29 protein-coding genes are annotated in these 25,866 nt (G+C 72.7%); 14 read left to right on the top strand and 15 right to left on the bottom strand.

The features are described 5' to 3' along the window. Positions 1-102: 102 nt before the first annotated feature. Positions 103-858, bottom strand: a complete 756-nt coding sequence (locus AB0N31_RS19875) for a decaprenylphospho-beta-D-erythro-pentofuranosid-2-ulose 2-reductase (protein ID WP_366059681.1) — start codon at positions 856-858, stop codon at positions 103-105. A 28-nt stretch (positions 859-886) separates the two neighbouring features. After that, positions 887-2,236 (bottom strand): FAD-binding oxidoreductase, encoded by a 1,350-nt coding sequence (locus AB0N31_RS19880; RefSeq protein WP_366059682.1) that lies wholly within the window; start codon positions 2,234-2,236, stop codon positions 887-889. A 159-nt stretch (positions 2,237-2,395) separates the two neighbouring features. Here AB0N31_RS19880 and AB0N31_RS19885 point away from each other — a divergent pair, with 159 nt between their 5' ends. The 3 genes from AB0N31_RS19885 to AB0N31_RS19895 all read left to right on the top strand — a co-directional run bounded on the left by AB0N31_RS19885 (position 2,396) and on the right by AB0N31_RS19895 (position 5,059). Continuing rightward, a complete protein-coding gene (locus AB0N31_RS19885; RefSeq protein WP_366059770.1) occupies positions 2,396-2,956 on the top strand; it encodes a phosphatase PAP2 family protein in 561 nt (186 codons plus the stop codon). Next, positions 2,949-3,974 carry a decaprenyl-phosphate phosphoribosyltransferase gene (locus tag AB0N31_RS19890; RefSeq protein ID WP_366059683.1) on the top strand — a complete coding sequence of 342 codons (1,026 nt, stop codon included), beginning with the start codon at positions 2,949-2,951 and terminating at the stop codon, positions 3,972-3,974. The genes AB0N31_RS19885 and AB0N31_RS19890 overlap by 8 nt, the downstream gene beginning before the upstream one ends. 122 nt (positions 3,975-4,096) lie before the next feature. After that, a complete protein-coding gene (locus AB0N31_RS19895; protein ID WP_366059684.1) occupies positions 4,097-5,059 on the top strand; it encodes a YihY/virulence factor BrkB family protein in 963 nt (320 codons plus the stop codon). Here AB0N31_RS19895 and AB0N31_RS19900 read toward each other — a convergent pair. Continuing rightward, positions 5,013-6,368: a D-alanyl-D-alanine carboxypeptidase gene (locus AB0N31_RS19900; RefSeq protein ID WP_366059685.1), complete on the bottom strand. Its 1,356-nt coding sequence runs from the start codon at positions 6,366-6,368 to the stop codon at positions 5,013-5,015. The genes AB0N31_RS19895 and AB0N31_RS19900 overlap by 47 nt on opposite strands. 91 nt (positions 6,369-6,459) lie before the next feature. Here AB0N31_RS19900 and AB0N31_RS19905 point away from each other — a divergent pair, with 91 nt between their 5' ends. Together AB0N31_RS19905 and AB0N31_RS19910 are read left to right on the top strand one after the other, a co-directional pair. Further along, on the top strand, positions 6,460-6,699 hold the full coding sequence (locus AB0N31_RS19905) for a hypothetical protein (RefSeq protein WP_366059686.1): 240 nt from the start codon (positions 6,460-6,462) through the stop codon (positions 6,697-6,699). 72 nt (positions 6,700-6,771) lie between these two features. Next, entirely contained in the window at positions 6,772-8,052 is a 1,281-nt protein-coding gene (locus AB0N31_RS19910) for a metallophosphoesterase (protein WP_366059687.1), read from the top strand. A gap of 30 nt (positions 8,053-8,082) precedes the next feature. On the opposite strand, the gene AB0N31_RS19915 is transcribed toward AB0N31_RS19910, so the two are convergent. Continuing rightward, positions 8,083-9,504: a HAMP domain-containing sensor histidine kinase gene (locus AB0N31_RS19915; protein ID WP_366059688.1), complete on the bottom strand. Its 1,422-nt coding sequence runs from the start codon at positions 9,502-9,504 to the stop codon at positions 8,083-8,085. Positions 9,505-9,524: 20 nt separating this feature from the next. Then, entirely contained in the window at positions 9,525-10,214 is a 690-nt protein-coding gene (locus AB0N31_RS19920; protein ID WP_366059689.1) for a response regulator transcription factor, read from the bottom strand. Positions 10,215-10,375: 161 nt separating this feature from the next. Between AB0N31_RS19920 and AB0N31_RS19925 the strand changes: the two genes are divergently transcribed. Next, positions 10,376-12,784, top strand: a complete 2,409-nt coding sequence (locus AB0N31_RS19925; RefSeq protein WP_366059771.1) for an MMPL family transporter — start codon at positions 10,376-10,378, stop codon at positions 12,782-12,784. Positions 12,785-12,805: 21 nt separating this feature from the next. Here AB0N31_RS19925 and AB0N31_RS19930 read toward each other — a convergent pair whose 3' ends face one another. The 4 genes from AB0N31_RS19930 to AB0N31_RS19945 all read right to left on the bottom strand — a co-directional run bounded on the left by AB0N31_RS19930 (position 12,806) and on the right by AB0N31_RS19945 (position 15,288). Next, positions 12,806-13,600 carry a TetR family transcriptional regulator gene (locus tag AB0N31_RS19930; protein ID WP_366059690.1) on the bottom strand — a complete coding sequence of 265 codons (795 nt, stop codon included), beginning with the start codon at positions 13,598-13,600 and terminating at the stop codon, positions 12,806-12,808. A 135-nt stretch (positions 13,601-13,735) separates the two neighbouring features. Beyond that, entirely contained in the window at positions 13,736-14,146 is a 411-nt protein-coding gene (locus tag AB0N31_RS19935; RefSeq protein WP_366059691.1) for a VOC family protein, read from the bottom strand. A 111-nt stretch (positions 14,147-14,257) separates the two neighbouring features. Next, positions 14,258-14,452 (bottom strand): DUF397 domain-containing protein, encoded by a 195-nt coding sequence (locus AB0N31_RS19940; RefSeq protein WP_366059692.1) that lies wholly within the window; start codon positions 14,450-14,452, stop codon positions 14,258-14,260. Between the two features lie 8 nt (positions 14,453-14,460). Next, positions 14,461-15,288: a helix-turn-helix transcriptional regulator gene (locus AB0N31_RS19945; RefSeq protein WP_366059693.1), complete on the bottom strand. Its 828-nt coding sequence runs from the start codon at positions 15,286-15,288 to the stop codon at positions 14,461-14,463. Here AB0N31_RS19945 and AB0N31_RS19950 point away from each other — a divergent pair. From AB0N31_RS19950 to AB0N31_RS19965, 4 genes are all read left to right on the top strand, one after another. Further along, a complete protein-coding gene (locus AB0N31_RS19950; protein ID WP_366059772.1) occupies positions 15,187-15,594 on the top strand; it encodes an ATP-binding protein in 408 nt (135 codons plus the stop codon). The two genes, AB0N31_RS19945 and AB0N31_RS19950, sit on opposite strands and share 102 nt — an antisense overlap. Positions 15,595-15,686: 92 nt before the next feature. Continuing rightward, a complete protein-coding gene (locus AB0N31_RS19955; protein ID WP_366059694.1) occupies positions 15,687-16,154 on the top strand; it encodes a TM2 domain-containing protein in 468 nt (155 codons plus the stop codon). Further along, positions 16,147-16,557 (top strand): DUF2752 domain-containing protein, encoded by a 411-nt coding sequence (locus AB0N31_RS19960; RefSeq protein ID WP_366059695.1) that lies wholly within the window; start codon positions 16,147-16,149, stop codon positions 16,555-16,557. The genes AB0N31_RS19955 and AB0N31_RS19960 overlap by 8 nt, the downstream gene beginning before the upstream one ends. A 325-nt stretch (positions 16,558-16,882) precedes the next feature. Next, on the top strand, positions 16,883-17,146 hold the full coding sequence (locus AB0N31_RS19965) for a TM2 domain-containing protein (RefSeq protein WP_366059696.1): 264 nt from the start codon (positions 16,883-16,885) through the stop codon (positions 17,144-17,146). A gap of 105 nt (positions 17,147-17,251) precedes the next feature. Here AB0N31_RS19965 and AB0N31_RS19970 read toward each other — a convergent pair whose 3' ends face one another. From AB0N31_RS19970 to AB0N31_RS19990, 5 genes are all read right to left on the bottom strand, one after another. Then, positions 17,252-18,025 carry a succinate dehydrogenase iron-sulfur subunit gene (locus AB0N31_RS19970; RefSeq protein WP_366059697.1) on the bottom strand — a complete coding sequence of 258 codons (774 nt, stop codon included), beginning with the start codon at positions 18,023-18,025 and terminating at the stop codon, positions 17,252-17,254. Beyond that, a complete protein-coding gene (gene sdhA / locus AB0N31_RS19975) occupies positions 18,025-19,779 on the bottom strand; it encodes a succinate dehydrogenase flavoprotein subunit (RefSeq protein WP_366059698.1) in 1,755 nt (584 codons plus the stop codon). The genes AB0N31_RS19970 and sdhA overlap by 1 nt, the downstream gene beginning before the upstream one ends. 23 nt (positions 19,780-19,802) lie before the next feature. Continuing rightward, positions 19,803-20,285 (bottom strand): succinate dehydrogenase hydrophobic membrane anchor subunit, encoded by a 483-nt coding sequence (locus tag AB0N31_RS19980; protein ID WP_366059699.1) that lies wholly within the window; start codon positions 20,283-20,285, stop codon positions 19,803-19,805. 5 nt (positions 20,286-20,290) lie between these two features. Further along, a complete protein-coding gene (gene sdhC, locus AB0N31_RS19985) occupies positions 20,291-20,671 on the bottom strand; it encodes a succinate dehydrogenase, cytochrome b556 subunit (protein WP_366059700.1) in 381 nt (126 codons plus the stop codon). A 259-nt stretch (positions 20,672-20,930) separates the two neighbouring features. Further along, positions 20,931-21,485, bottom strand: a complete 555-nt coding sequence (locus AB0N31_RS19990) for a 2-oxo-4-hydroxy-4-carboxy-5-ureidoimidazoline decarboxylase (protein WP_366059701.1) — start codon at positions 21,483-21,485, stop codon at positions 20,931-20,933. Positions 21,486-21,722: 237 nt separating this feature from the next. Here AB0N31_RS19990 and AB0N31_RS19995 point away from each other — a divergent pair, with 237 nt between their 5' ends. Next, a complete protein-coding gene (locus tag AB0N31_RS19995; RefSeq protein WP_366059773.1) occupies positions 21,723-23,321 on the top strand; it encodes a glycoside hydrolase family 20 protein in 1,599 nt (532 codons plus the stop codon). A gap of 153 nt (positions 23,322-23,474) precedes the next feature. Beyond that, on the top strand, positions 23,475-24,050 hold the full coding sequence (locus AB0N31_RS20000) for a hypothetical protein (protein WP_366059702.1): 576 nt from the start codon (positions 23,475-23,477) through the stop codon (positions 24,048-24,050). A gap of 112 nt (positions 24,051-24,162) precedes the next feature. On the opposite strand, the gene AB0N31_RS20005 is transcribed toward AB0N31_RS20000, so the two are convergent. Further along, entirely contained in the window at positions 24,163-24,657 is a 495-nt protein-coding gene (locus AB0N31_RS20005) for a DUF1877 family protein (RefSeq protein WP_366059703.1), read from the bottom strand. Between the two features lie 173 nt (positions 24,658-24,830). Between AB0N31_RS20005 and AB0N31_RS20010 the strand changes: the two genes are divergently transcribed. Continuing rightward, on the top strand, positions 24,831-25,244 hold the full coding sequence (locus AB0N31_RS20010; RefSeq protein WP_366059774.1) for a hypothetical protein: 414 nt from the start codon (positions 24,831-24,833) through the stop codon (positions 25,242-25,244). 173 nt (positions 25,245-25,417) lie between these two features. Beyond that, complete coding sequence (locus AB0N31_RS20015; RefSeq protein WP_366059704.1) at positions 25,418-25,858, top strand: hypothetical protein; 441 nt, start codon at positions 25,418-25,420, stop codon at positions 25,856-25,858. The last annotated feature ends 8 nt before the right edge of the window (positions 25,859-25,866 follow it).

The raw sequence follows: 25,866 nt of genomic DNA on the forward strand, positions 1-25,866 counted from the left end.
CCCGATACTGGTTGTATCGGGGCGATCCCGACAACGCGGCGAGCGTGCGTGCCAGGCGTCGCCGGGCAGACGGGACTTTCGAAACACGCCCTAGACCCTGCCCTAGACCGGCAGCCTGCGGAACAGTCCGCGCGGCAGGTGCCGCAGGCCCGACATCACCACGCGCAGCACCCCCGGCACCCACACCGTCTCCGAGCGCCGCCGCAGCCCCAGTTCGACGGCCGCCGCGACCTCCTCGGGGGTGGTCGCCAGCGGCGCCTCCGCCAGCCCGGCGGTCATCCTCGTACGGACGAACCCGGGGCGTACGACCATGACGTGGACGCCCGTCCCGTGCAGCGCGTCGCCCAGTCCCTGCGCGAACGCGTCCAGGCCGGCCTTGCTGGAGCCGTAGATGAAGTTGGCGCGGCGGGCCCGCTCGCCGGCGACGGACGACAGGACGACCAGGGAGCCGTGGCCCTGGGACTGGAGCGCGCGGGCGGCGACCAGGCCCGCCGACACCGCGCCCGTGTAGTTGGTCTGCGCGACGCGCACGGCGGCCACCGGGTCGCGCTCGTCGCGGGCCTGGTCGCCGAGGACGCCGAAGGCGAGCAGCACCAGGTCGACGTCGCCCTCCGCGAACACCTTGCCCAGCACGCTCTCGTGCGCCTCGGGGTCGAGGGCGTCGAAGGCGACGGTGCGCACGTCGGCGCCGAGGGCGCGCAGGTCCGCGGCGGCCGACTCCAGGGCGGGCGAGGGGCGTCCGGCCAGATGGACCGTGCGGGTGCGGCGGGCGACCAGCCGGCGCGCGGTGGCCAGCGCGATCTCGGACGTGCCGCCCAGCACGAGAAGGGACTGGGGGAGGCCGAAGGCGTCCTTCACGACTGCTCCTGGGGTTCTGGAGGGGGGGTCAGAGGGTGAGTCGGCGCGCGAGGTCGGACACGAACACCCCGCGGGGGTCCAGCTCCGCGCGCAGCGCGCGGAAGTCGTCCAGCCGCGGGTACATCGCGGCGAGCAGGTCCGGCCGCAGCCGGGAGTCCTTCGCGAGGTAGACGCGTCCGCCGGCGGCGGCGACCTCCTCGTCGAGTCCGTCGAGGAGGCCGCCGAGGCCGGGCAGGCCCGCCGGGACGTCCAGGGCCAGCGTCCAGCCGGGCACGGGGAAGGAGAGCCAGCCGGGGTCGGCCTCCCCGAACCGCTTGAGGACGGCGAGGAAGGACGGGCAGCGGCGCCGCGCGATGCGGTCCACGATCCGGCGCAGGGTCTCCTCCCGGCCGTGGCCGACGACGAACTGGTACTGCACGAAGCCGCCGCGGCCGTAGACGCGGTTCCAGTGCGGGACCCCGTCGAGGGGGTGGAAGAAGGCGGACAGCCGCTGGAGTTCGCCGGTACGCGCGCGCGGCGCCCTGCGGTACCAGAGTTCGTTGAAGAGGCCCACGGTCCGGCGCGTCAGCAGCCCGTCGGGGAAGCAGGCGGGCGCGGCCGGGAGCCGGGCGGGGCGGAAGGACAGCGGGGCCCGGCGCGCGCGGGCGGGCAGGGCGGCGAGGGGGGCGTGGTCGCCGCGGGTCAGGACGGCCCGGCCGGTGGCGGCGCCGCGGGCGAGCAGGTCGATCCAGGCGACCGAGTAGCGGTAGCGGTGGTCCGTGGCGGTCAGCCGGGCCATCAGGTCGTCGAGGTCGGTCGCGCGCTCGGTGTCGACGGACATGAGGCTCGTCTCGACGGGCCGCAGCCGCACGGTCGCGGTGAGGATCACGCCGGTCAGGCCCATGCCGCCCGCGGTCGCGTCGAAGAGGGCGGTGCCGGGGCGGACCGTGCGGACCGTGCCGTCGGCGGTGAGCAGTTCCAGGCACACGACGTGCCGGGAGAAGGAGCCGGACACGTGGTGGTTCTTGCCGTGGATGTCGGCGCCGATCGCGCCGCCGACGGTCACGTAGCGGGTGCCGGGGGTCACCGGCACGAACCAGCCCAGGGGCAGCAGGACTTCCATGAGGTGGTGCAGGGAGACCCCCGCGTCGCACAGGACGCTGCCGCCGGCCACGTCGACGACGTGGATCCGGTCGAGGCCCGTCATGTCGAGCACCGTCCCGCCGGCGTTCTGCGCCGCGTCCCCGTACGCCCGTCCCAGGCCCCGGGGGATGCCTCCGCGCGCCCCGCAGTCCCGGACGGCGGTCACGGCCTCCTCGTACGTCCTGGGACGGATCAGGCGGGCGGTGGAGGGAGCGGTGCGGCCCCACCCCGTGACGGAAACGGTCTCGGCAGGCATGTCGGTGACCGTATCGCCCCTGTGTGGGTGATTAGTTTTCAAACATTCCACCCTCCCCGGAATGGGTGATTAATGGTATGTCGCTCGATATTGCCCGGGATCCGGCGTGCCCGGCGTGAACAGTGAATCGACATGGACGACATGGACGACATGGATGACATGGGCGACACGGACGGCATCGACGGGGCGGACGGCGTGGAGACCGGCATCGACCACCGCATCCTCACGGCGGTCCACGCCCGCGGCGCCGATCCACGCCTGGCGGCCGCCGCGCGCGCCCTGTCCAGGGCGGGCGAGCACGGCGCCCTGTGGCTCGCGGCGGGCCTCGCCGGAGCCGCCCTCGACGGCGCCCGGCGCGGCGCCTGGCTGCGGGCCACCGCGCTCACCGCGGGCGCCCACCTCGCCAGCATGGGCGTGAAACGGATGGTGCGCCGCCCGCGCCCGACACACGTCGCGCCCCTGGTCCGCGCCGCAGGGCGGCACTCCTTCCCGAGTTCGCACGCGACCTCCGCCGCGGCCGCCGCCGTCGCCTACGGCGCACTGGGGGCGTACGCCGTGCCCCCGCTCGCCGCCGCGATGTGCCTGTCGCGCCTGGTCGTGGGCGTGCACTACCCCTCCGACGTGGCCGCGGGAGCGGCCCTCGGAGCACTCGCGGCGCGCATCGGCACCCCCTGGATGAAGGCCGGCGCGCACCGGATCGGGGGAGGCGTCCGTGACTGAGGCCGCGCCCCTCACCGGGACCCACCGCCGCGCCGAGCCGCACCCCCCGGAAGCCGCCCTCCCCGGCCGGCGCACCCGACCCCGCCCCGGCGCGGCCCCCGACCCCGCCCCGCACCCCGGCGGCACCGCGCCCACCGGCTCCCTCCCGGCCGGCCTGCTGCGCACCGCCCGCCCCAAGCAGTGGGTCAAGAACGTCCTGGTGGTCGCCGCCCCCGCCGCGGCCGGGCAGCTGTTCACCGTCCACGCCCTCACCGAACTCGCCCTCGTCCTGGCCCTGTTCACCGGCTGCGCCGCCGCCGTCTACCTCGTCAACGACGCCCGTGACGCCGCGGCCGACCGCGCCCACCCCACCAAACGGCACCGCCCGGTCGCCGCCGGACAGGTCCCCGTCCCCGTCGCCTACGCCGTCGGAGGCGCCCTCGCGGTGCTGGCCCCGGCCCTCGCGGCCTGGCTGACCACACCCGCCGTCGCCGGACTCCTCACCGCCTACCTGGGCATGCAACTGGCGTACTGCGTCAGCCTGAAGCACGTCCTCGTCGTCGACCTCGTCGTCGTCACCACCGGCTTCCTGATGCGGGCCGTGGTCGGCGGGCTCGCGCTCGGCATCCCGCTGTCGCGCTGGTTCCTCATCACCACCGGCTTCGGGGCGCTGTTCATGGTGTCGGCCAAGCGCTACTCCGAGGCCGTGCAGATGGCCGGGACGCCGGGCGCCACCCGCGCGCTGCTCACCGAGTACACCACCGGCTACCTGCGCTTCGTCTGGCAGCTCGCGGCCGGGGTCGCCGTGCTCGGCTACTGCCTGTGGGCGCTGGAGGAGGGCGGCGTCCCGCACACCAGCGTGCTGCCCTGGCGCCAGCTGTCCGTGGTCGCCTTCGTCCTGGCCGTGCTGCGCTACGCCGTCTTCGCCGACCGCGGCACCGCGGGCGAACCCGAGGAGGTCGTCCTCGGCGACCGCGCCCTCGCCCTGATCGGCCTGGCCTGGCTCACCATGTACGGTCTGGCGGTGGCCGACTGGTGACACGCCGCCCCGCCGCCGGCCACCGTCCCGGGGTTCGGGGGTTCGGGGGTATTCGGGGGTAGAAGAACGGGCACGCGTGCCCGGCCGGAGCACCGCGCACATCTCACCAGGGGAGTCGGATCATGGACTGGCTGAAAAAGCTCCCCGGAATCGGGCCGTGGATCACGCGGGTGGCGGCCACGCACGCGTGGCGGTCGTACGAGCGGCTGGACCGGGTGCAGTGGACGATGCTGGCCGCCGCGATGACGTTCACCAGCTTCGTCGCGCTCTTCCCGTTGCTCACCGTGGCCGCCACGATCGGCGCCGCCACCCTCGGTCCCGAGCGGCAGAAGGAACTCCAGGACAGGATCACCGACCAGGTGCCCGGCATCTCCGACCGGTTGAACATCGACAGCCTGGTGCAGAACGCCGGCACCGTCGGCCTCATCGCCGGCGCCGCCCTGCTGTTCACCGGCGTCAACTGGGCCGGATCGGCGCGCGAATGCCTGCGCGCGGTGTGGGAAATGCCCGACGAGGAGGAGAACCCGCTCCTGCGCAAGCTCAAGGACCTGGGCATCCTCCTCGGACTCGGCGGTGCCGTCCTCGCCACCCTCGCCATCTCCACCGTCGCCTCCGCGATGGTCGGCTGGATCATCGAGCAGGCGGGCATCGACCAGTCCGGCTGGGGCGGCATCCTGCTGCGCGTCGCCGCGTTCCTCGTCGCCGTCCTCGCGGACTTCCTGCTCCTGCTGTACGTCCTGACGCTGCTGCCGGGCGTGGAGCCGCCGCGCCGCCGCCTGACCGTGGCGGCGCTCACCGGCGCCGTCGGCTTCGAACTGCTGAAGCTGCTGCTCAGCGGCTACCTGCAGGGCGTGGCCACGAAGAGCATGTACGGCGCTTTCGGCGTGCCCATCGCCCTGCTGCTGTGGATCAACTTCACGGCGAAACTGGTCCTGTTCTGCGCCGCGTGGACCGCGACGGGATCCGCCGGCGCCGACACCGGCGCCGACGCAGGGACCGACACCGGGTCCGACACCGGAACCGGCGCCCCGGACAGGGTCAGCGGCGGCGGCGCACCAGATCCGGCAGCGGCCACCGGCGGTTGACCAGGAACGCCGCACCGGCGAGCAGCACCAGCGCCCCGCCGGCGATCGCCATGGCGATCCCGACGCCACCGGAGCCGTTCTTCGCGACCGCGCCCGCCACCGGCCGCTCGGACACGTTGCCGACGCCGCCGGCCTCCCCGCCCTCGCCGGAGTTCGCGCCGGGCTGCGCGCTGGCCTGCGCGGCACTCCGCGGCGGGACCAGCTCGCCCACCGGTGCCACCTTGCCGGCCGCCTGGAAACCCCAGTCGAAGAGGGCGGCGGTCTCCTTGTAGACCTCGTTGTGGTCGTCCTTCTCCGGGTTCATCACCGTGACCAGCAGGACCCGCCCGCCCTGCTCGGCGACGCCGGTGAAGGTGGCGCCCGCGTCGGTGGTGTTGCCGTTCTTGACGCCCGCGATGCCCTGGTACTGGGTGATGTCGTAGTCGCCGGTCAGCAGCCGGTTGGTGTTCTGGATCTCGAAGGTCTCGCGGACCGTCCGGCCCTTCTTGTTCTTCGTCGTGGCGCCCGGGAACTTCGCGGTCAGCGTCGAGCAGTACTCGCGGAAGTCCTGCTTCTGGAGGCCGGAGCGGGCGATCAGCGTCAGGTCGTAGGCCGAGGAGACCTGGCCGGGGGCGTCGTACCCGTCGGGCGAGATCACGTCGGTGTCCAGGGCCTGCAGTTCGTCGGCGTGGTCGTTCATCTGCTGCACGGTGGCCGCGACGCCGCCGTTCATGGACGACAGGACGTGCACGGCGTCGTTGCCGGAGCGCAGGAAGACGCCGAGCCACAGGTCGTGGACCGAGTAGGTCTCGCCCTCCTTTATCCCGACCATGCTGGAGCCGGCGCCCACGCCCGCCAGGTCCTCCGGCTGGACCTTGTACTGCGTGGCCTTGGGGAACTTCGGCAGGACGGTGTCGGCGAAGAGCATCTTCAGGGTGCTCGCCGGGGGCAGCCGCCAGTGCGCGTTGTGCGCGGCGAGCACCTCGCCGGACTCGGCGTCCGCGACGATCCAGGACCGCGCGGTGAGGTCCTTCGGCAGCACCGGCGCGCCGCCGGCGAGCTGGACCTGTGTCCCGGCCTGCCCGAGGCGGGCGCCGCCCAGCGACGACATCTTCGCCGGGGGAGTGGCGGACGCACTGGTCGAAGCCGAAGCCGAAGCCGAAGCCGAAGCCGAAGCCGAGGGGGAGGCGGACGGCGAACCGGAGGCCGGGGCCGAGGGCGACGGGGTCGGCGCGGCGAGGGACACGGGCGCCGTCAGCGCGAGGGACGCGAGGGTCGCGGAGGTCACCAGCAGGGTTCGCCTGGCGGTCTGCTTCAAGGGTGCGGGCACGACGGAGAAAGTACCTGGCAGACGACGGGAAGTCCCGCCCCCCTCCCCACCCCCGTCATGGAACCGGACAGCGGGCGGCGATACTGAACGCATGAAGCTCAGCCGTCCGGTGTCCTGGTTCCTTCTCGCCTTCGGGGTGTGGAGCTGGGTCATCTGGGTCACTTTCGTCAAAAACCTGATCAAGGACAGCAGCGGGCTCGCGTTCGACGACGGCGACCCCACGGCCTACTTCTGGGTCCATCTGACGCTCGCCGTCGTCTCCTTCGTACTGGGGACGGTCGTCGGGGCCATCGGGTTGCGCGGACTGCGCGCACTGCGCCGAACCTCATAGCCCGACGCCCGACGCCCGACCTCCGACGCCGGCAGCCCGACGTCCTGAGCCCACAGCGGGGATACGAACACCGTGGCCATCCTTTTCGTGCTGCTCGCCCTGGCGGTTCTCGTCGGGGCCAACTGGTACCTGTGGCGCCGCCTGTTCCGCGACACGACCAGCGCCCCAGGCCGGGTCCGGCGCGGCGGCGCGGTGCTGATCGCGGGCGGCTGGGCCCTCGCCGTCGGCGCCCTCGTCGCCGAACGCGCCGGCGCCCCCTTCTGGCTCCAGCGCGTCCTGGCCTGGCCCGGCTTCCTGTGGCTCGCGCTGTCGGTGTACCTGCTGCTGGCGGTCCTGGCGGGCGAGGCCGTACGCCCCCTGCTGCGGCGCGTCCTGGAGCGGCGGGCGGCCGCCCGGGTGCCGGTGCCGGTGGAGGCGCGGGACGAGGAGCCCGAGACCGTGCCGTCGTCCCCGCCCGGACCCGGAACGCCCGCGCCGCCCGAGGAGCCGCGGCCCCCGCAGGACACCGGCCCCCCGCGCCCCGCCGCCCCCTCCCGCCGCCTGTTCGTGTCCCGCGTCATCGGCGGCGCCGCGGCCGTGGCCGCCGCCGGGACCGTCGGCCACGGCACCTACGGCGTGCTGCGGGGCCCCGGGGTGAAGCGGGTCACCGTCCCGCTGGCCAGACTGCCGCGCGCGGCGCACGGCTACCGGATCGCGGTCGTCAGCGACATCCACCTGGGCCCGGTCCTCGGCCGCGGTTTCGCGCAGAAGGTCGTCGACACCGTCAACGGCACGCAGCCCGACCTGATCGCGGTCGTCGGCGACCTGGTCGACGGCAGCGTGAAGGACCTGGGCCCGGCGGCGGCCCCGCTCGCGCAGCTGCGGGCCCGGCACGGCAGCTTCTTCGTCACCGGCAACCACGAGTACTTCTCCGGCGCCGGGCAGTGGGTCCAGGAGGTGCGGCGGCTGGGCCTGCTGCCCCTGGAGAACGCGCGGACCGAACTGCCGTGGTTCGACCTGGCCGGCGTCAACGACGTCGCGGGCGAGAGCGAGGGCCGGGGCCCCGACTTCGCGAAGGCCCTCGGCGGCCGGGACAGCACGCGCGCGTGCGTGCTCCTCGCCCACCAGCCCGTGCAGATCCACGACGCCGTCGAGCACGGCGTCGACCTCCAGCTCTCCGGCCACACCCACGGCGGCCAGCTCTGGCCCGGCAACCTCCTCGCCGCCGCCACGAACCCGACCCTCGCGGGCCTGGAGCGCTACGGCGACACCCAGCTGTACGTCTCGCGCGGCGCAGGCGCCTGGGGCCCGCCCACGCGCGTGGGCGCCCCCTCGGACATCACGGTCATCGAACTGGCGTCGAAGCAGGCCTGACGACCGCCTGACGACCGCCCGGCGGAGCGGCTAGCCGCACTCCGCCGGGCGGCCCGGCAGCCGTACCGTCACCGTCAGGCCCTCGCCCGGCGCCGTGCGGACGCCCACCTCGCCGCCGTGGGCGTCCACCACGCCCTGCACGATCGCCAGGCCCAGCCCGCTGCCCGCGCCGCCGCCCGCGCGGAAGAAGCGGTCGAAGACCCGCGCCGCGTCCTCCGCGGCCAGCCCCGGCCCCTCGTCCTGCACCGACAGCCGCACGACGTCGTCGGCGCGCGTCACGGCCAGCCGGACCGGCACGTCGGCGGGCGTGTGCGTGCGGACGTTGGCCAGGAGGTTGCCGAGGACCTGGCGCAGCCCCGACTCGTCGGCCCGCACCAGGACCGCCCCGGCCGCGTCGACCGTGACGGGCCGGTCCGGCTGCTGGGCCCGCAGGTCCTCCGCCGCGTCCCGCACCAGCCGGCTCACGTCCACGTTGCGCAGCCGCAGCTCGGGCCGCTGGTCGAGACGGGCCAGGGTGAGCAGCTCGTCGACGAGCCGGCCCATGCGGTCCACCTCGCCGTTCATCCGGTCCCAGGCACGCCGCCGCTCGGCCGGGTCGCGCAGCATGCCCTGGTCGTACAGCTGGAGGTAGCCGCGGATCGCGGACAGCGGGGTGCGCAGCTCGTGCGAGGCGTCCGCGACGAACCGGCGCAGCTGGGCCGCGCTGCGCTCGCGCGTGCGGTACGCCGTCTCCACCTGGTGGAGCATCGAGTTGAGGGCCAGGCGCAGTTGCTCGACCTCCTGGGTGGGGTCGTGGCGGGAGGGCACCCGCCGGGTGAGGTCGCCCTCGGCGATCGCCGAGGAGGTCTCCACCATGTCCTCCAGCGGCCGCATCCGCCGCCGCACGCTGAACAGCGTCAGACAGGCCAGCAGCGCCAGCAGCAGGGAGCCCACGGCGAGGTCGAGCTTGAGCGCCTTGACCATGCCCTTGTGCACGGCGTCGGTGGAGACGGCCAGCAGGATGCAGGTGCCGTCGGAGAGCCGGATCGCGGTCGCCCGGTAGGCGGCGCCGTCCACGGTGACGTCGTGCGGCTCCGGGTCGCGGGCGAGGGCGGCGGGGTCCTCGACGGCCCGCGCCAGTCCCCTCTGGGTGTCGGTCGGCTCGACGCCGAGGACGGCCACCGCCGCTCCGTCGCGGCCGATCACGACGAAGACGGAGTCGGGCGTGGGCAGTTCCCCGGACCGCTCGGGCATCAGCCGGTCGCGGACGAAACCGAGCACGCTCAGGGAGTCGATCTTCCGCAGCGTGAGGCCCGAACCGCTCAGCGAGGCACGGGTCTTGGTCAGTTCGGAGTCGGCCTGGTCCAGCAGGTAGTGCCGCATGGTCATCAGGCTGAAGGCGGTCGCGGCGACGATGCCGAGCGCGAGCAGCGCCACGTTGGCCGCGGTCAGCTTCACGCGCAGGGAGTGCATGCCGCGCCGGTGCAGCCGCCTCACGCCAGCCCGTACCCCACGCCCCGCCGCGTGGTGATCACGGGCGGTCCCAGCGCGTCGAGCTTGCGCCGCAGATAGCTGACGTACGTCTCGACGACGGTCGACTCGGCCGGGGCGTGCTCGTACTGCCAGACGTGGCGCAGGAGTTGCTCCTTGGGCACGATCCGGCCGCCGTTGCGCACCAGGAAGCGCAGCAGCGCGTACTCGGTGGGGGTCAGTTCGACGGTGCGGCCCGCGCGGTGCACCGAGTACGTCGCCTCGTCCAGTTCCAGGTCGCCGTAGCGCAGCGGCGGGCGCGGGGGGAGGACGTCGGCGGGCCGGGTGCGGCGCAGGACCGCCGTGACGCGGGCGACGACCACGTCGATGTCGAACGGCTTGGTGATGTAGTCGTCGCCGAAACCGAGGGCGCCGACGATCTCCGCGGGCGCGTCCCGCGCGGTCAGGAAGACCAGGGCCAGCTCCGGCCGCCGCGCGCGCAGCTCCCGTCCGAGGGCGCGACCGTCGCCGTCGGGCAGCATCACGTCGAGGAGTGCCACATCGGGCCGGACGCGGCCGGCGAGGGCGAGGGCCTCGCGGACGGTGCCCGCGGTCAGGACCTCGAAGCGGTGGAAGCGCAGGGCGATGGCGAGGACGTCCGCGATGCTCGGCTCGTCCTCCACGACCAGCACGGTGCCGGGGGCCGTCGTCATGCCCCCAGTATCGGCGCGGCCGCCGACGACGGGGCCGGTTCCCGCTTTGGAGTTTCCTGAGAGTCGGGGCAGTCGACCGCCACGCGCGGGCGGTGGCACCGATCCTGGTGGCCAGGACCTGGGGGACCGACCGACGACGAAGGAGCTCGAGCGTGGCGGCATTGGCGCGATGGTGCTATCGGCACCGGCTGGTGGTCCTGTTGCTGTGGGTGGGGGCGTTGTTCGGACTGGGCTTCTCGGCCTCGTCCGCGGGCACGGACTACGCGAACGTGTTCTCCCTCCCCGACACGGACTCCAAGAAGGCGTACGACCTGATGGAGAAGGCGTTCCCCGCGCGCGCGGGCGACACCGACACGGTCGTCTGGAAGGTGGACGAGGGCTCGGTCCGGGACGCGGAGGTACGGGCCCGGATCCAGCCCGCGCTGGAGGAGATCGCCGGCATGAAGGGCGTCGGCGGCGTCACCGGCCCGTACGCGGGCCCCGAGGGCGCGGCCCAGGTCAGCCGGGACGGGCGGATCGCGTTCGCCCAGGTCACCTTCACCGACCAGGCGAACGCGGTGCCCAAGGAACTCGTCCAGGACGTCGTCGACACCGCGCGGGACGCGCGGCGCGACGGACTCGACGTCGAGCTGGGCGGACAGGCCGTCCAGCGGGTGCAGGAGCCGCCGACCGGCCTCGCCGAGATGGTCGGCCTGGCCGCCGCGGCGGTCGTGCTGTTCCTCGCCTTCGGCTCGCTGTTCGCGATGCTGCTGCCGATCGGCGTGGCCGTCTTCGGCGTCGGCACCGGCATGTTCTCCACCCAGCTGCTCAGCCACGTCACCGACATCCCGGACCTGGCGCCGCTGCTGTCCTCGCTGATCGGCCTGGGCGTCGGCATCGACTACGCCCTGTTCATCGTCACCCGGCACCGCAAGGGCGTCCTGCGCGGCATGGACCCGGAGGAGTCGACGGTCACCGCCCTCGACACCTCGGGCCGGGCCGTCCTGTTCGCGGGCGGCACCGTGTGCATCGCGCTCGCCGGGATGCTGGTGACGAACCTGCGCTTCCTGGACGGCGTCGTCATCGGCACCTCCCTCACCGTCGTCCTCAGCGTCCTGGCCGCCACCACGTTGCTCCCGGCGCTGCTCGGCTTCCTCGGCCCGCGCGTGCTCAGCCGCAGGCAGCGGCGCATGCTCGCGACGACCGGCCCCGAGCCGGAGAAGGCGACGGGGCTCGCCCTGCGCTGGTCGGCGGGCGTGCAGCGGCGGCCGTGGCGGATCGCCGCGCTCGCCCTGGCGGTCATGGCCGTCCTCGCCCTGCCCGTGCTCTCGCTGCGCCTGGGCGCCACCGACCAGGGCAACGACGACAGCACCACGACCACCCGGCAGGCCTACGACCTGCTCGCCGAGGGCTTCGGCCCCGGCTTCAACGGCCCCCTCCAGGTGGTCGTGTCGGACGGCGACACCACCGCCCTCGTCAAGGACGTCGAGGGCACCGAGGGGGTCGCCCGGGTCACCGCGCTGCCGCCCGCCCAGGGCGTCACCGTCGTCCAGGTGATCCCCACGACCTCACCGCAGTCCGCGGAGACGGACACCCTCATCGACCGGCTGCGCGACGAGGTGATCCCGGGGGCCGGTGTCGAGGCGCACGTCGGCGGGGTCACCGCGGTCTCCAAGGACTTCGCGACCGTCACCGGGGACCGCCTGCCCCTGTTCGTCGCGACGATCATCGGCCTGGGCTTCCTGCTCCTGCTGGTGGCCTTCCGCTCCCTGATGGTGCCGCTGACGGCGGCCCTGATGAACCTGGTCGCGGCGGCGGCCTCCTTCGGCGTGCTCGTCGCGGTCTTCCAGTGGGGCTGGGGTCTGGAACTGCTCGGCCTCGGCAAGGAGGGCCCGATCAACGCCTTCCTGCCGATCATCATGCTGTCGCTGCTGTTCGGCCTGTCGATGGACTACCAGGTGTTCCTGGTCAGCCGGATGCACGAGGAGTGGGTGCACACGCGCGACAACGCCCGCGCGGTGCGCGTCGGCCTCGCCGAGACCAGCCGGGTCATCAACTCCGCGGCCCTGATCATGGTCTGCGTGTTCCTCGCGTTCGTCCTCAGCGGCGACTCGGGCGCCGCGATGGCCGGCGTGGGCCTGGCGGCTGCGGTCGCCCTGGACGCGTTCATCCTGCGTACGGCCCTCGTCCCGGCCGTCATGCACCTGCTGGGCACGTCCAACTGGTGGCTGCCGGCCTGGCTGGACAAGCGGCTGCCGCACCTGGCGGTGGAACCGCGGGAGGAGGCCGGCGGGGCCGTCCCGCACGCCGACGGCCCCGCCTCGGCCGTCCACGGCTACGTCCGCGACCCGGCCGGCGACCCCGTCGAGGGCGCGGCGGTCACCCTGATGTCGAAGGGCGGACGCCAGGTGGACCGGGTCGTCTCGCTCGCCGACGGCTCCTACATCCTCTCGGTCCCGGCGCCGGGGACGTACCTGCTGGCGACCACGGCACCTTCGTACGCCTCGTGCGCCCGGCAGGTGCTGGTCGCGGGCGAGCCGCTGGCCGTCGACGTGGAACTGGAGCCGGGGGAGGTGGACGCGCCGCGCTGACGCGGGACGCCCCCGCGGACGTCAGTCCTCCCGGTCGGCCGGGCCCGGCGGCTGCTCCTTCTGCTTCTTCGCCGGGTCCGGCAGGGCCTTCGTCATGCCGGGCAGGAAGTCCGTGAACAGCTCGTGCACCTCGTGGACGAGCGGCCGCAGCACCCGGAAGCGGGCCAGCGCCACACCGCGCGCGGTCAGGCGCGCGCCCCGCTCGGCGAGCCGGTAGCTGCGCTCGCGGCCCTCGGTGCGGTCGAAGATCCAGTACAGGACGAGACCCATCTGGGCCAGCCACATCAACTCGGGCAGCACCTCCCGCAGTTCCTCCGGCACCTTCGCCTTCGAACCGGCCAGCACCGTCCGGTGGACCCCGATGGCCTCGTTGCGCGCGTGCTCCGACTCCGGGGAGAAGGGGCTGAGCGGGCTGTCCGGGTCGGCGGCGTTCTTGAAGAACTGCACCGCGAACTCGTGGTATGGCGTGGCCACGTCCAGCCAGATCCGCAGCACGCCCGCCAGCCGCGCCTCCAGCTCCGTCTCCCGCTCCAGCAGCTCCCCGATCGCCGCCCGGTGCTCGGCGGCGAGCCGGTCGTAGAAGCCCTGGATCAGGTGCTCCTTGCCGGCGAAGTAGTAGTACGCGTTGCCGACGGAGACCCCTGCCTCCTGCGCGATGGCCCGCATCGTGGTCCGGTCGTAGCCGCGCTCCTGGAACAGCCGCATCGCCGTCTGAAGGATCCGCGCGCGGGTCTGCTCCGACTTGGTCGGGGCGACGGCCTCGGAGGACCGGGTCGGGGGAGCGGCCTCGGCGGGGCCGTCGTTGTTCGCGGGCACGGGAGGGAGCCTAACCAGTGAGGGTGAGGACCGCCGTCACCGGCGGGGACGCGCGGCCCAGGACCCGCGCCGGGTGGTACGGCGGTCAGCCCGCCCAGCGGCACCGGGGCCGCCCGCCCCGCGCCCCGCCCCGTGTCACGTCCGGCGGCCCAGCTCCGGCCGCTTGGAGTAGTCCGTGAGGCCGAGGACGTTCCCCCAGGGGTCGGCGACCTCGGCGGTCCAGCCGGTGGCCACCGGGAACGGCTCGTCCAGGGGCTGGATGCCGGCGTCCGCCAGCGCGCGGGCCGCCGCGCGCGCGTCCGGCACCTCCAGCCACAGCCGCGGCGAGGCCCACGGCGGCGGCCGGTGCCCGAGCGCCTCCTCCACGCGCAGCAGGATGCCGGGCGTCTCGCCCCCGACCTTCAGCAAGGCGATCCCCGCCTCGTCGAACCGGAACGCCACCGAGAACCCGGCCCGCTCGTAGAACTCGACGGCCTCGCCGAGGTCGCCGACGGGCAGCAGGACGTTGTCGAACCCGAGCAGTTCGTAGGACTGGTCGTCTGACATAACGTCAGAATAGGTGGGAAACGGGCACGAAACCGTGATTGTCGACGCCGCTTCATGCGATCGCTGCCGCCGGTGCGTGCCACGCAGGTGGCCGCACCCGGCTGTTCCGGGTCAGGCGGCCGGGTTCTTCTTCAGGGTCTCGACGAACGTGGCGAAGGCGGGCGCCAAAAAGGTGAGGGTGGCGCGGGCGGGGGCCTTGGAGTTGCGGACGGCGACCTGGGTGGTCGAGTGGGCGATCTCCACGCAGTTGTTGCCGTCACCCTCGCCCGAGTAGGAGGACTTCCGCCAGTTGTGGGGAGTGGTCACGGGGCGCCTCACAGTTCCTTGGCCAGTCTGTGGATGAAGTCACGCGAACGGTCGGGTGCGAGTGACACTTCCTCCACCTTACGGAAGCGCGTTCGATAGGTGCCGAGTTGTGCCTCGGAATCGATGAAGACCGAGCCATGGGGTGCGTCGCGCACGACGGTGTCCAGCTTGGGGAGGGGGCCGCCCATGTACATCATGGTGCTCGAGGCCCTGGCGAAGCCCTCCAGATCGAAGGGGATGATCCGTAGGGCGATGTGTTCCGCGTCGGACAGTTCGAGGAGCCGGGCGAGTTGAGCCCGCGTGGTGGCGCGGTCGCCGACCTGGATCCGAAGTGCCGCCTCGTGGATCACCACGTCGTAGGGGATGGGCGAGGAGTCTCCGATCACCGCGCTCCGGGTCATCCGGTGCCGGATGCGCAACTCAAGCTCGGTGTCCGTCAGTTCGGGAACCCGCGAAGAGAAGACCGCGCGTGCGTAGTCCTCCGTCTGCAGGAGGCCCGGTACGAACAGGATGGCCACCTCCTGACGGAACGAGCTGTGGTGGTCCAACTCCGCCAGGTCCAGGAACGGCGTCGGCAGCAGACCCCTGTACTCCTCCCACCAGCCGCGTGTCCGGTCGGTGGCCATGGCGACCAGCGCGTCGACGAAATCGGTCTCCGTGCAGGAGTAGTGGGACGCGAGGCGGCGCAGTCGTTCCTCGCTCACGCCGGTCAGGCCGGACTCGATGTGGCTCATCTGCACCCGCCCGGTCCTGAGCAGTGCTGCCGCCTCACGTGCCGTGACCCCCGCGCCGTCACCGTCTGCCGCCGCACGCTCCGGCTGGTCCTCACCCTCCACGGGTTGATCGGCCTCGTCGACACCGCCGAGCTGCTCGCCGCCGAGCTGGTGTCCAACGCCGTACGGCACACCGAGGGGCCCGCGGCGCTGCGCGTGCGGTGGGCGGAGGGGGTGCTGTGGATCGGGGCGTGGGACGCGGACCCCGAACCGCCCCGGTTTCCGGCGGAGTCGGACGATTTCGGCGAGGGGGAGGAGGGGCGCGGGCTCGGGCTGGTGCGGGCCTCTTCCGAGGTCTGGGGGTGGCAGCCGTCGGGGGGATCCGGGAGCCGGGGGAAGTACGTGTGGTGCGAACTCGCCACCGCGTAGGACGATGGACCACCTGACTTCTTCAGGGCACGTCGTGTCATGCAAGATGACGTGCATCCGATCGATCGTGTGACTTCGGGGGAGAACCCACCGTGACAGAGCAGCCCCAGCAGCCCCAGCAGCCGCCCCAGCCCGGCTACGGGTACCCCAACGCCGGCCAGCCCGGCCCCTACGGGTACCCGCAGGGCGGACAGCAGCAGGGCGGCTACCAGCAGCCCGGCTACCAGCAGCCGGGCTACCCGCAGGCCGGTTACCAGCAGGGCGGCTACCCGCCCCCCGGTGCCGTCCCGCCCGGCGCCTACACCGGTGACCCCAACGCCCCCTACGGCTACGACCCCTACGGCCGGCCTCTCTCCGACAAGTCGAAGATCATCGCCGGGGTCCTCCAGTTGTTCGTCGGTACCTTGGGCGTCGGCCGTTTCTACACCGGCCACGTCGGCATGGGTCTCGCCCAGCTGTTCACCTGTGGTGGCCTCGGTATCTGGTCGCTGATCGACGGCATCATCCTGCTCACCAGCAACGACAAGACCGACGCCCAGGGCCGGATCCTGCGTGGCTGACGTGGTGGGCGGGGAGCCCGGCTCCCTCCTGCGACACCCGGCGGCGGCACCCCTCGCGGTGCTCGCCGCCGGTCTGGCCGGTTCGGCCCACCTGTACGTCACCGACCCGCACGAGGGCGGGCACCTGCTGCCCCGGTGCCCGTTCCGCTTCGTCACCGGCCTGCTGTGCCCCGCGTGCGGCGGCACCCGCATGACGTACGACCTGATGCACGGTCACCTCGGCGCCGCCTGGCTGGACAACCGGGCCCTGCTCCTCGCCTCGCCCTTCGCCCTCGTGCTGCTGGGCCGCTGGATGTGGGAGGGGCTGCGCGGCCGCCGCTGGCGACCCGCGTTCAGCCCGCGCGTCCAGGCCGTGATCCTGGGCCTCGCCGTGACGTGGACCGTCGCGCGCAACGTCTTCTAGAGCGCCCCGCCTGACCCCGCCTGACCCCGCCCCGCGCCGCCCGGACGACGGTGCGCAAAACCTTCCGGATACCCGGCGATTGGCGGGAATTGATCACGGAATAGGAACGATCGTTCGTTCCTACTCCCTTCTTACCTTCGGCGTTCTCTAGGCTCACGGCTCACAGGGGGGACGTCCGCACGGCTGAAAAGCGTGCTCGGACGTTGCCGACGCACGGTCGGCGCAAGCTCGGCGTACGTAGAACTCGCATCCCTCCTGGACTCCCCGTCCCGGAGCAACCAGTTCCGGGATCGCCGCAACACGAAGCAATCCAGGAGCAGTTCTCATGACCGTCCCCACCCCCGAAGCCCCCTACGGCGTCGACCCGCTGGGCCGTCCGTACTCCGACAAGTCGAAGATCGTCGCGGGCATCCTCCAGCTCTTCCTGGGCTACCTCGGCATCGGCCGCTTCTACGTCGGCTCCGTCGGCGTGGGCGTCGCCCAGCTCCTCACCTGCGGTGGCCTCGGCATCTGGGCGCTCATCGACGGCATCCTGTTCCTGACGAGCAACGACCGCACCGACGCCCAGGGCCGCGTCCTGCGCGGCTGATCCCCGCCCGCTCAACGCCGAGGGCCCCGCTCGCGCATCGCTGCGCGGAGCGGGGCCCTCGGCGTGTCGCCCGGACCGGGACGGCCCGGGCCCGAGTCGCCGGGATCAGAAGCGGCGGGTGATCAGCGCCCGCTTGACTTCCTGGATCGCCTTGGTGATCTCGATGCCGCGCGGGCAGGCGTCCGTGCAGTTGAACGTCGTACGGCAACGCCACACGCCGTCACGGTCGTTCAGGATCTCCAGGCGCTGCTCGCCGGCCTCGTCGCGCGAGTCGAAGATGAAGCGGTGCGCGTTGACGATGGCCGCCGGGCCGAAGTACTGCCCGTCGTTCCAGAACACCGGGCACGAGGACGTGCACGCGGCGCACAGGATGCACTTCGTGGTGTCGTCGAAGCGCTCGCGGTCCTCGGCCGTCTGGAGCCGCTCACGCGTCGGCTCGTTGGTGTCCTTCGTGATGAGGAAGGGCATGACGTCGCGGTACGCCTGGAAGAACGGCTCCATGTCGACCACGAGGTCCTTCAGGACCGTCAGGCCCTTTATGGGCTCGATCATGATCGGCTTCGCCGGGTTGATGTCCTTGATCAGCGTCTTGCACGCGAGGCGGTTCTTGCCGTTGATCCGCATCGCGTCGGAACCGCAGATGCCGTGGGCGCAGGAACGGCGGAACGTCAGGCTGCCGTCCAGCTCCCACTTGATCTTGTGGAGGGCGTCGAGGACACGCTCCTTGGGGTCGATCTCCACCTGGAAGTCTTCCCAGGTCGCCTCGGCCGAGACCTCCGGGTTGAACCGGCGGATCCGGAAGACGGCGGTGATGTACGGGGAGTCGGCGAAACCCGGCTCGGGGGCCGCGTCCGACTTGTCCAGAACGGGGGTAGCCATCAGTACTTACGCTCCATCGGCTGGTAGCGGGTCTGGACGACCGGCTTGTAGTCGAGACGGATGGACTCGGTGCCGTCGTCGCCGACCTCGCGGTACGCCATGGTGTGGCGCATGAAGTTGACGTCGTCGCGGTTCGGGTAGTCCTCGCGGTAGTGACCGCCGCGGGACTCCTTGCGGGCGAGGGCGGAGACGGCCATGACCTCGGCCAGGTCGAGCAGGTTGCCCAGCTCGACGGCCTCCAGCAGGTCGGTGTTGAACCGCTTGCCCTTGTCCTGGATCGAGACGTTCAGGTAGCGCTCGCGCAGCTCGGCGATCTTCTCGACCGCCGTCTTGATCGTCTGCTCGGTGCGGAACACCATGACGTTGGCGTCCATGGTCTCCTGCAGCTCGCGGCGGATCGTCGACACCCGCTCGGTGCCCGTGGAGTTGCGCAGCCGCTCGATCTGCGCGACGACCAGGGACGCGGGGTCCTCCGGCAGCTCGACGAAGTCGGCCTTCTGGGAGTACTCGGCGGCGGCGATGCCCGCGCGCTTGCCGAACACGTTGATGTCCAGCAGCGAGTTCGTGCCCAGCCGGTTGGCGCCGTGCACGGACACGCAGGCGACCTCACCGGCGGCGTACAGACCGGGCACCACCGTGGTGTTGTCGGCCAGCACCTCACCGGCGACGTTCGTCGGGATGCCGCCCATCGCGTAGTGCGCGGTGGGCTGGATCGGGATCGGGTCCGTGTACGGCTCGATACCGAGGTAGGTGCGCGCGAACTCGGTGATGTCCGGCAGCTTGGCGTCCAGCTGCTCCGGCGGGAGGTGGGTGAGGTCGAGGTACACGTGGTCGCCCTCGGGACCGCAGCCGCGGCCCTCGCGGATCTCCGTGTAGATGGACCGGGACACCACGTCGCGCGACGCCAGGTCCTTCATGACGGGCGCGTACTTCTCCATGAAGCGCTCGCCGTCCTTGTTGCGGAGGATGCCGCCCTCACCGCGGGCGCCCTCCGTCAGCAGGATGCCCATGCGCCAGATGCCGGTCGGGTGGAACTGGAAGAACTCCATGTCCTCCAGCGGGATGCCGCGGCGGTAGACCGCCGCCTGGCCGTCACCCGTCAGCGTGTGCGCGTTCGACGTCACCTTGAAGAACTTGCCGGTGCCGCCCGAGGCGTAGATCACGGCCTTCGCCTGGAAGACGTGGATCTCGCCGGTGGCCAGCTCGTACGCCACGACGCCGGCCGACTTCTTGACGCCGTCGACCTCGGTGATCAGCTGGTCGAGGACGTAGAACTCGTTGAAGAACTCCACGCCCTCCTTCACGCAGTTCTGGTACAGCGTCTGGAGGATCATGTGGCCGGTGCGGTCGGCCGCGTAGCAGGACCGGCGGACCGGGGCCTCGCCGTGGTTGCGGCTGTGACCGCCGAAGCGGCGCTGGTCGATCGTGCCGTCCGGGGTGCGGTTGAACGGCAGGCCCATCTTCTCCAGGTCGAGGACCGAGTCGATGGCCTCCTTCGCCAGGATCTCGGCGGCGTCCTGGTCGACCAGGTAGTCGCCGCCCTTGATCGTGTCGAAGGTGTGCCACTCCCAGTTGTCCTCCTCCACGTTGGCCAGCGCGGCGGCCATGCCGCCCTGCGCGGCGCCCGTGTGGGAGCGGGTGGGGTAGAGCTTCGTCAGGACCGCGGTCCGGCTGCGCTTCGTCGACTCGATCGCCGCGCGCATACCGGCGCCGCCGGCGCCGACGATGACGGTGTCGTACTTGTGGATCTTCATGAGTGGTTGCCTCAGCCCCGTGCCTAGCGGATGTTCGGGTCGAAGGTGAAGATCACCAGCGTGCCCAGCAGGATGGTGAACACCGTGGCGGTGTAGAGCAGGCCCTTCAGCCACAGGCGGGTGTTCGCGCGCTCCGCGTAGTCGTTGATGACCGTGCGCAGGCCGTTGGCGCCGTGCAGCATCGCCAGCCACAGCATCAGCAGGTCCCAGACCTGCCAGAACGGCGAGGCCCAGCGGCCGGCCACGAAGGCGAAGCCGATCTTGGAGACGCCGCCGTCCAGCACCAGCTGGATCAGCAGGTGACCGAGGACCAGGACGACCAGCACCACGCCGGAGAGGCGCATGAACAGCCAGGCGCCCATCTCGAAGTTGCCCCGGGTCGACTTCGGGGACTTCTTGGTCCGCTGGCGCGGGGCCTCGATCAGGGGGGCCGGATGGTCGACGTCGTACAGGGAAGCACCCTCGACGGGGCCGACTCCGGACGCGGAGGTTTCAGTGGTGGCCATCTGTCTCAGCTCCCGAAGACTTCACGAGCGGCGTGGCCGAGGACGGGGTAGATCGCCCCGAGCATCAGCACGACCCAGACGCCGACGACGGCCCAGAGCATCTGCTTCTGGTAGCGGGTGCCCTTCGACCAGAAGTCGACGGCGATGACACGCAGACCGTTCAGCGCGTGGAAGAGAATGGCGGCGACCAGGCCGTACTCCAGCACGGCGACGATCGGCGTCTTGTACGTGGCTACGACCTTGTCGTAGTCCTCGGGGGAGACCCGCACGAGTGCGGTGTCCAGCACGTGTACGAACAGGAAGAAGAAGATGAGGACGCCGGTGACTCGATGAGCCACCCAGGACCACATTCCTTCCCGGCCGCGGTACAGCGTTCCAGCCGGCACGGAAGAACCCTCCGGGAGCGGGGATTGGGGCCTGCCGGCTTCGGTGTCGGACGGGCCCGGCCGGGTACGGTCCACCGGCCCCCAGCATCGTAGCCACGCGGCGGCGCGGGGCTTACAGGGGGCCTGCTTGTGTGATCAAACTGGCACGCGTATGGGCGAGCGTTGCGGCATCTGGGGTGGAGTACCCCCTTCGTCCCGGTCTGCGGTCGTGTCCTGGCTGGTGGGACCCCGTGAGCCGGGAGGCCGCGGCCTCCCGGCGTCAGAGCAGCCCGGTCAGCCGTTGCCTCGCCAGACGGCGGAGTTCCTCCGCCGTCACCACCCGTTCCTCCTCGGGATCGTTCGCCAATCGTGACCGGATGGCCGCCAGGACGTGGTCCAGGGCCTCCGGCGGGGGAACACCGTCAAGGCAGACCACGAACGGGTGGCCGAAGCGGGCCTCGTAGGCCGCGTGCGCGGCGCCGAGCGCCATGTGGGCCGCCCCGTAGGCGTCCGCCGGCAGGGGCGGCAGGGACTCCGCCGCCAGCGCTTCCGTGAGGTCCCCCGCCGTCAGGTCGTACGCCGCCTCGTCCGACGCCGCCAGCAGGGCGTCCAGGGTGGGGTAGGGGCGGTGGGCGGTGACGAGGTGGGCCCAGCGCGGGCTGCGCAGGCAGGTGAGGAGGGCGCGGCGCGTCTCGGCCGCGGGCGCGCCGTTGAACCCGTCCAGGGCGGTGGGGGCCGGCGGAGGGGTCCTGGCCTGTTCCGGGAGGGCCGGCAGGACGACGCGGTCCGGAAGGTCGGAGAGACGGTGCGCAGGCAGTGGGGATCCTCGCGTCACATGGGGTGCGGCAGGGGATGCGGTGAAAGGTGTGACGTCACGCTATCGAGAGTGCTCATGACGTGTCCGGCGGATATCCGAATTTCACCCGCACGGGAGAGTTTCGCAACGGGGGGTGGACTCCCTCGGCGCGCCTCGGCCGGACGCGGGCCTTAGGTTGTCGGGGTGAGCAGGCACAGGCATCGGCGCCGGGCGCCGCGGAAGAGGCCGCAGGAGAAAGTCGTACGACGGGCCCTGCTGGCCGGCGGCCTCGTCGTCGTGCTCGGGGCGGGCGTGGGCGTCTGGGCCTCCGGGGACGGCGGCGGGACGCCCGCGGGGTCGGCGGACCGGGCCGCCGGCACGTCCGGCGGCGCGAGCGGTGATCCGGCCCCGTCGGCGTCGGGCGCGAGCCCCGCGCCCAGCCGGTCGTACGCCCTCTCCACAGCCCCGCGGACGATTCCCGCCGTCCGCGCGCACACTCCCGCGCGCGGTCCCGGCTGGCGGCCTGCGGCGAAGCAGCGGGTCGTGGTGAGCGACGCGGACCTGGCCGACGAGGGCCGGCTGGTCGCCGGTGAGCTGGGGATGACGTACGCGGGCGAGCGGGACGACGTGCGCGCCGGGGACCTGCGGCTGGCGCTCAACGACGACGAGGGCGCGAACCCGGAGTCCTACACCATGACCGTGCGCGGCGGGCGGGTGACCGTCAGCGGGCCGTCCGACGCGGGCGTGTTCTACGGCACCCGCACCCTGAAGCAGGAGGTGCACGGCGGCGGTACGGCGCCGGAGGGCGTCGTGCGCGACGAGCCGGCCAAGCCGCGGCGCGGGCTCATGCTGGACATCGCGCGCAAGAACTTCACGCCCGGGTGGATCGAGGACCGGGTGCGGGAGCTGGGGGACCTGAAGTTCAACGAGATCGGGCTGCACTTCTCCGACGACCAGGCCTTCCGGATCGAGTCCGACACCCACCCCGAGATCGTCTCCAAGCAACACCTGACCAAGGCGCAGGTCACGAAGATCGTCGATCTGGCGGAGAGCCGGCACATCACCGTCGTGCCCGAGATCGACTCGCCCGGGCACCTGGGCGCCGTCCTCGCCGCCCACCCCGAGCTGCAACTGCGCAACGCGCGCGGGGTCGCCACCCGCGGGGCGATCGACATCTCCAAGGACGCCTCCGCGGCCCTCCTCGACGACCTCCTCGACGAGTACGCCGAGCTGTTCCCCGGCGGGCAGTGGCACCTGGGCGGCGACGAGTACCAGGCCCTGACCGTCTCGAACCCCGAGGCCTCCTACCCGCAGCTCGCCGCCGCCGCGCGCGAGCGGTACGGCTCCGGCGCCGGCGTCGCCGACCTCGCGACCGGCTGGCTCGACGACCGCGCCGACACCGTCCGCGCCCACGACCGCACCGTGCGCGCCTGGAACGACGGCTTCTTCAAGGGCACCTCCGTGAAGGCCGACGCCGCCCTCCAGGTCGCCTACTGGACCGGCAAGGAGATCGGGGCGCGCCCGCCCGTCGACTACCTCGGCGCGGGCCGCGAGGTCGTCAACTACAACGACGAGTACCTGTACTACGTCCTCGGCGAGCCCCAGACCTTCGTCTACCCCACCGGAAAGCGGATCTACGAGCGGTGGACCCCGCGCGTGCTGCGGGGCACGACGCCGGTGCCCGCGCGCTACGACGACCAGATCCTCGGCGGGACCTTCGCCGTCTGGTGCGACCTGGCCGACTCCCAGACGCAGGACCAGGTCGCGGCCGGCATCCGGATGCCGCTGCGGGCGACCGTGCAGAAGCTGTGGGACCCGCGCACACCGAAGCTGTCCTGGACGCAGTTCAAGGCACTGGCGGACCGCCTGGGGTGAGCCCCGCGGCCCCTTCGCGGCTCTGCTCGCGGCCGCCTCCGCTGCTTGGCCGAAAAGTTTCCCTCCTCTCCCCTGTGACACTCCTCGGCTGTGGCACGCAGTAAGGGGAAGTGCGGGCTCCGTAAGGGCGGCGCCCCGGACAGGGAGGCGTGCATGAGCCTGGTGGACCTCATCGCCCGGGCCGACGAGCGTGGACTGGCCGCGAGCGGACTGGCTTGTTTGGACCGGTGCGTGCCCCTTCTGGGGGGCGACGACGAGATCCTGCGCCCGCTGTGGGGGAACCTCACGGACGCCTCCGACGCGGCCGAATGGGGCGGACTGCTGGAGCAGATCCGCGGCAAGCCGGGCATCGCCGGGGACCCCGTCGAGGAGGACGGCGACGGTGGCGACGAGGCCGTCCTGCTCGCCCGGCGGATGCTGGCGGCGGCCCCCGCCGAACGCACCGCCGCGCAGCTGCGGGCCTGGGCGGACGCCTGCTCGGTCGCCTCGCTCCGGATCCACCGGCTCCTCGACCCGGCCGACGACCCCGCCTCGCTCGACTCCCGCCGCGCGGGCAGCATCGAGGACATGCCGCCGCTGGCCGCCGCGGAACTGCGCCGCCAGGTCACCGTCCTGGAGGTGCTGGCCGGGCACGGGGCGGGCGGGCTGCGCCGGGCCCTTGAGGTCTCCGTCGAGGGACGCCGGGTGCTGCGGGCGGTGGTCTCCCGCAGGGCGCGCGGGCGGGGCTGACCAGGGCGGGCGGGGCGGGCTGCCGGTTCAGGTGTGCCATCGGTCCGGGCGTGCCATCGGTCCGGGCGTGCCGCGGGCTCCGGAGAGCCCTCGGCTCAGCAGGGCCGCCGGCTCAGGAGTGCAGCCACTTCACCACCGCGTCGCCGTACCGCGCGGTCGTCGTGTAGAAGGCCGTCAGGTCGGCGTGGGCGGAGGCGAAGGCGGCACGGGTGCGGGCCTCCTGGGCCGGGCCGCCGTAGCGGGGGAGCAGCTCGGGGCGGACCGGGCGCCACAGGTCGTCGAAGTCGGACGTGGCGAGGAACGCCGCCACCCGTGTCGTCTGGGCCGCGGTGAGCAGCAGGAACGGCGGCTGCTTCGGGCCGGTGGCGTAGACCCGCTGGCCGCCGAGGACCACATGGGCCCCGGGCCCGGCGTCGACGTGCTCCGGCGGGGCGTCGGCGTACAGGAGCTGTTGGTCGGGGTAGCGGTCGTCCAGGATCTTCTCGCGGTGCCGTCCGATCCGGCCGCGCATCGCGTCCTGGTCGTCTTCGAAGAGTCTCCGCAGCCAGCCGGCACTGTTGCGCAGCGCCGAGGCCGGTACGGCGCGGAAGTGGAAGTACGCGCTCATCACTCCGGCAGCGCGCGGGCGGGCGGAAGTGTCACTCCCGTGTCCCTCGTGCGGGGAAGACGGGGCGGTCCTGCGCCGGTTCCGGGAGCAGCCCGGCGCGCGGTGACGGAATGCGGGCGGACCTCGCTGTTCCGTATGTGACGTGGAATGTGACTCAGGACGCGACGGACGCCGTGACGGGGGCCCCGGCGCCGGGGCAGACCCAGCCGGCCGGCCGGCCCTCCGCCGCGGCCAGGCCGGCGCGGTGGGCGGCGGACGCCGTGACCGCGCTGCGCGAGGGCGCGCGGCTGCACCTCGACTACTCGGCGCGGAGCCTGTGGCGCGTCGACCGGGTGATCGACGAGCTGCGCCGCGAGGACACGCCGTACGGCGCCGTCGAGAACGTGCTGCGCGGGCTCGGGGCGTACGGCGGTGAGGTGATCGTCCGCGAGACCGGCGGCGAGTGGTGGGCGACGGGCGGCGACCACTGGGTCCGCACCCCCGACGGCCGGCTGTGGGACCCGGTCGACGAGGCCCGCCGCTGCTTCGGCGGCCACGGCTCCCTGCGCCTGCTGTGCCGGGACGCGACCCTCACGGACCGGGCCTGACCACGGTGCGGCCCGCAGCGGCCTCCGCGGTTTCCCGCGGCACGGTCCCCTGGTCACCACCGGTGTGACCAGTGACACAGTCGGGACCCGTGATGCTTGCGCGCACCGATCCGCTGGGGCAGGCGGAGGGGCCTGACCCGACGGTCCCGCCACCCGAGAGGAGGGACGGCGCCATGGACGACGCGGACGGCATGGGAGCCCGCGCGGCCGGATTCGTCGCGCGCGTCGGCGCACGCGGCCGGCTGCCGCTGGACTACTCCGTCGCCAGCCTGCGCGTCGTCGACTTCCTGGTCGACGGGCTCCGCAAGGGCGGCGCCGACCGGGAGCGGGCGCACGACACGCTGGTCGAACTCGGGGCGTACGTGGGGGAGGTGCTGGTCCGCCGGGCCGGCGCGGTGTGGGTCGACCTCGACGAGCGGCAGCGGGCCTGGTTCGGCCAGCCCGTCGGGGTGCGCATGCCGGACGGACGGGTCTGGAACCCCCTCGGCAAGATCGTCAACCGCTTCGAGGCGGGCGGCACCGAGGAGTCCCTGCGCACCTTCTACCTGACCCTGCACGGCAGGGCCCGGCGGACACCGGGCAGGGGCGCCCCCGCCAAGGGGGCGGCCGCCTGACCCGGGGG

This window comes from Streptomyces sp. NPDC051051 (assembly GCF_040682975.1).
Classification (GTDB): domain Bacteria; phylum Actinomycetota; class Actinomycetes; order Streptomycetales; family Streptomycetaceae; genus Streptomyces.

Excerpts from the sequence above, each read along its gene's own strand:
- AB0N31_RS19920 (WP_366059689.1), bottom strand. The coding sequence starts at position 10,214 with ATGACGACGGCCCCCGGCACCGTGCTGGTCGTGGAGGACGAGCCGAGC.
- AB0N31_RS20015 (WP_366059704.1), top strand. The coding sequence starts at position 25,418 with ATGGACGACGCGGACGGCATGGGAGCCCGCGCGGCCGGATTCGTCGCG.
- AB0N31_RS20005 (WP_366059703.1), bottom strand. The coding sequence starts at position 24,657 with ATGAGCGCGTACTTCCACTTCCGCGCCGTACCGGCCTCGGCGCTGCGC.
- AB0N31_RS19895 (WP_366059684.1), top strand. The coding sequence starts at position 4,097 with ATGGACTGGCTGAAAAAGCTCCCCGGAATCGGGCCGTGGATCACGCGG.
- AB0N31_RS19980 (WP_366059699.1), bottom strand. The coding sequence starts at position 20,285 with ATGGCCACCACTGAAACCTCCGCGTCCGGAGTCGGCCCCGTCGAGGGT.
- AB0N31_RS19915 (WP_366059688.1), bottom strand. The coding sequence starts at position 9,504 with ATGCACTCCCTGCGCGTGAAGCTGACCGCGGCCAACGTGGCGCTGCTC.
- AB0N31_RS19885 (WP_366059770.1), top strand. The coding sequence starts at position 2,396 with ATGGGCGACACGGACGGCATCGACGGGGCGGACGGCGTGGAGACCGGC.
- AB0N31_RS19905 (WP_366059686.1), top strand. The coding sequence starts at position 6,460 with ATGAAGCTCAGCCGTCCGGTGTCCTGGTTCCTTCTCGCCTTCGGGGTG.
- AB0N31_RS20000 (WP_366059702.1), top strand. The coding sequence starts at position 23,475 with ATGAGCCTGGTGGACCTCATCGCCCGGGCCGACGAGCGTGGACTGGCC.
- AB0N31_RS19970 (WP_366059697.1), bottom strand. The coding sequence starts at position 18,025 with ATGGCTACCCCCGTTCTGGACAAGTCGGACGCGGCCCCCGAGCCGGGT.
- sdhA (WP_366059698.1), bottom strand. The coding sequence starts at position 19,779 with ATGAAGATCCACAAGTACGACACCGTCATCGTCGGCGCCGGCGGCGCC.
- AB0N31_RS19880 (WP_366059682.1), bottom strand. The coding sequence starts at position 2,236 with ATGCCTGCCGAGACCGTTTCCGTCACGGGGTGGGGCCGCACCGCTCCC.
- AB0N31_RS19935 (WP_366059691.1), bottom strand. The coding sequence starts at position 14,146 with ATGTCAGACGACCAGTCCTACGAACTGCTCGGGTTCGACAACGTCCTG.
- AB0N31_RS19965 (WP_366059696.1), top strand. The coding sequence starts at position 16,883 with ATGACCGTCCCCACCCCCGAAGCCCCCTACGGCGTCGACCCGCTGGGC.